We start from the raw sequence: 4,283 nt of genomic DNA, 5'->3' as shown, positions 1-4,283 counted from the left end.
CCGGCCGTGTCGAGCATCAGCACGCTCGCGCAGCGTCTGGGCGTTGAAGGGGTCGGTGCGCAGTCGCTTGGTACCCAGACGGTAGGCGGTGGGTCGCGGTTCGCGCTCGTACCCGGCACGAGCGGTGCGGCCGGTGACTGGGGTGCGACGAGCCTGGCGCCGTCGGCGTCGTGGGGGACCTCGGGCGCGACGGGCGGGTTCACGTGGAGCTACCCGTTGCGGATGCCGTCGGTGCCCAGCGGCCTGGCCCCGTCGTTGTCGATGTCGTACTCGTCGGCGGCGTCCGACGGTCGCACGGCGTCCACGAACAACCAGGCGGGTCTGATCGGTGAGGGCTGGGACCTGACCTCGAGCTACATCGAGCGACGGTTCGTGCCCTGCTCGCAGGACACCGACGAGGTCGACGACGAGGCGGCGAACAACGCCAGCGGCACCGCCAAGCACTCACCGGAGCTGTGCTGGAGCACGCACGACGTCACGATGGTGCTCAACGGGTCGGCGTCCGAGGTGTTGAAGTCGGGCACCGGGTGGGTAGCGAAGGTTGACGACGGTGCCCGCGTCGAGCAGCTGACCCGGGCTGGGAAGTCGTACTGGGTGGTCACGACCGTCGACGGTTCCCGGTACTTCTTCGGCAGCGACGGTAAGGACGGCGACCAGGCGCGCAACTCGGCGTGGACCGTGCCCGTGTACGGGAACCACCCGGACGAGCCGTGTCACAAATCCACGTTCAAGGCCTCGATCTGCGACCAGGTGTGGCGGTGGAACCTCGACTACGTCGAGGACGTGCACGGCAACACGATGCACTACTGGTACGCCAAGTACACGGCCGCGTACAAGTCCGCCGCGGCGAGTACGCCCAAGGGCTACAACCCGGGCGGGCACCTGACCTCGATCGAGTTCGGCACGCGCACCGACGAGACGTACGTGAAGGACCAGGCGCCTGCCCGGGTGCAGTTCTTCACCTCGACGCGCTGCACCGGGACGCAGTGCGCCCTGTCGCAGATGGGATCACACTCCAAGGACTGGCCGGACGTGCCGACCGACCTGTACTGCACGGTCGAGGACACCAAGAAGTGCAAGACGAAGCTCGCGCCGTCGTTCTACGACCTGGACAAGCTCGTCAAGATCACCACCTCGACCCGTGACGGCGACGGGCGCCACACCCTGGACGCGTGGAAGCTGGACCACAAGTACGTCGACCCGAACCAGCACACCGACAACCCCTCGGGCAAGCCGGCGGTCGACGTCGCCAAGATCCTGTGGCTGTCCTCGGTGCAGCACCTGGGCTACGGGGCGCTCGACGGCACGCCCGCCTCCACGCCGCCGGTGGTGTTCACTCCCACCTACCTGCGCAACCGGGTCAAGGCGGACGCGAACCCGGGGCCGCCGATGAGCAGGCCACGGATCGCGACGATCAACACCGAGTCCGGCGGGTACACGTCGGTCACGTACTCCGACCCGTGCACGAGCGTGCCCGCGTCGGTGTCCTCGAACCACGCCCTGTGCTTTCCGGTCGGGTGGGACCATGAGCACCCGGACGACTACGACTGGTTCAACAAGTACGTCGTCGAGCGTGTCACCGAGCGCGGCGGCAAGGCCCGAGACCTGTCGACTGCCGTCGTCACGAGCTACAACTACGCCAACGGTCCGTCGTGGGTGAAGCCGACCGGTGACCTCGTCAAGCCGAAGGAGGTCACCTACTCCGAGTTCCGTGGCTACGGCAAGGTCACCACCACCGTCGGCACCGGGGCGGGCAAGCAGCGGTCGATTGCGTACTACTTCCTCGGCAACCCCGACCCGAAGCAGCAGAACGAGGATGGGTACGACGCGAACGGGTTCGACGGGGACGCCCTCACCGCCGGACTGCCCGCCCTGTCCCTGATCGGGCGCACCGGTGCGTTACGCGACAACGAGCGGCTGGCCGGGCAGTCGTACTCCGTGGAGACCTACGACGGCGACCGGCTGCTGTCACGCACCGTCACGCTCCCGACCAGGGTGCCGGTCACGTACGCCCGGGAGAGCAAGGTCCGCGGCTGGCGCCTGGAGCAGACCACCGCGTACGGGTTCACCTTCGACCGCGCCGGCAGCGGAGTCGAGGCGCTGCGCACCCGCAGTACCACCACGTACAACACGGACGCCCAACTCTTCCAGGTCTTCGACGAAGGCGCCGTCGCCGACACCGACGACGACACCTGCACCACCCTCACCTACGCCGGCGCGGGCGACCTGGGACTCGACGCGGACGAGTTCGCCAGAGCGCACATGATCGGGCTCGTCGCCCGGACTCTGGTGCGTGAGGGCGACTGCTCGAGCGACAAGGTCCTGACCGACACCGCCGCCACCTACGACACGCACGGGCGGGTGCTGGTCACCACCGAGCTCGACGCCGAGCACGGCCCGTCCGCGCCGAGGGTCGCCACCCAGACCGTGGTGTCCTACGACAAGTACGGGCACGTCACCGAGAGCAAGGACGCGCTGGGCCGGAAGGTCACCACCGAGTACGGCGTGAACGACTTCGGTCTGCTCGAGTACGTCCGCACCACCACACCGGCACCCGACGCGAACAGCGACGGCCTGGCCTCCGTGACGTGGTCGAACCCGCTGACCGGCATGATCGTCAAGACCGTCGACGCGAACAAGAAGCGGACCGTCGGCGCCTACGACAAGCTGGGGCGCCTGACCAAGGTCTGGTATCCGGACCGCGACCCGCAGCAGTACGCCACCAGCCCGTCGGTGACCTACGCGTACACGGTCGAGGGCAACGGCCTGAACGCCGTCGTGACCAGCACCCTGGGCGCCGACGGCACCAGCCGGCACACCTCCGCCGTGCTCTACGACGGGCTGATGCGCGCCGTGCAGAACCAGACCGAGTCCGCCGACGCCGGCGCACGAGGCGATGACGACGCCACGAGACGTGGCCGGGTCATCACCGCGGCCACGTACGACGACGCGGGACGTGCGCTGCTGAGCATCGGCCAGTGGTACGCGCCGGGCGTCCCCGCCGCGCAGCTGGTGAAGGTCCCCGCCGCCGTGGACGCCAAGACCAAGAACGTCTACGACGGTGCGGGGCGGGTCACCGACCAGATCCTGTACTCCGGGACCACCAACGCCGCGCACGAGCAGTCCCGCACCGTCACCTACTACGACGGTGACCTGACCACCGTCGTCCCACCGGCGGGCGGGACCGCGACCACCACGCAGGTTGACGCGGGCGGGCACACCCTTGCGCTCTGGGAGCACCTGGCCAGGCCCGCGGTCGTCGGGACCGGTGCGGCGCGGGTCGTCACCCTGGAGCTGGGCGCCGCCCAGAAGACCACCTACGCGTACGACGTGGCCGGTCAGCTGGTCAAGATGCTCGACCCGGCGAACAACGCGTGGACGTACAGGTACGACTACGCGGGGAACCAGTTCGAGGCCGTCGACCCCGACGCGGGCACGACGCGCACCACCTACGACAAGGCCGGGCAGGTCACCTCGGTGACCAACGGTGCGAACCAGGTCGTGTCCTTTACCCGTGACGGCCTGGGCCGGGTGAAGCAGACCAGGCAGGACGGCAAGCTCGCGACCGCGTTCGTGTACGACACGGTGGCGCGCGGGCAGCTGACGTCCTCGACCAGGTACGTCGACGGTTCCCCGTACACGACGACGGTGGTGAACTACGACGACTCCTACCGGCCGTTGGCTACGACGGTGTCGTTGCCGGCGGTGGGGGCGTTGGGCAAGTTGCCGAGCCGGGAGTTCACCACGCAGTTCCGGTACACCGCGGACGGGCAGGTCTCGCGGGTCGTGCTGCCGCGGATCTCCCAGAGCGTGGCCGGTGCGACCACGACCGTGCTCGGCAAGGAGCGTGTGAGCACGTACTACGACTCGGCGTCGCGGGCCCGGTGGATGGGCGGCGGGTTCGGCTGGGGCACGTATGTCGCCGACTCGCGGGTCAGCGCGTACGGGCAGGCGTTGGCCGCGGACCTGGGCAACACGTACGGGGCGGTCGTGTCCTACGGGTATGACCAGGCCACGGGCCGGTTGACGGACATCGGTCTGGACCGTGAGCAGGTCGACGGGTCCGAGCTGGCGGTGCACTACACCTACGACGACGCCGGGAACGTGAGGTCGGCCAAGGACCAGCCGCTGGCGGCGGGTCGCGCCCATGACAATCAGTGCTTCAGCTACGACGGGTTGCGGCGCCTGACGCAGGCGTGGACGGCGGCCTCGGACACGACCACGTGCGGCACGGTCTCGGCACTGGGGGGTGCGGCCCCGTACTGGGACTCGTATGAGTACGA

General features: G+C 69.0%; 1 protein-coding gene. It reads left to right on the top strand.

The window, feature by feature from the left end:
• Positions 1–4,283 (top strand): SpvB/TcaC N-terminal domain-containing protein (locus CCO02nite_RS15515; RefSeq protein WP_222593225.1); only part of this gene is annotated, 4,283 nt, incomplete at both ends.

It is taken from the genome of Cellulomonas composti (genome assembly GCF_007990245.1).
Lineage (GTDB): Bacteria > Actinomycetota > Actinomycetes > Actinomycetales > Cellulomonadaceae > Cellulomonas > Cellulomonas composti.
The sequence above is the reverse complement of the archived record's forward strand: the minus strand, read 5'-3'. Positions and strand labels throughout refer to the sequence as shown.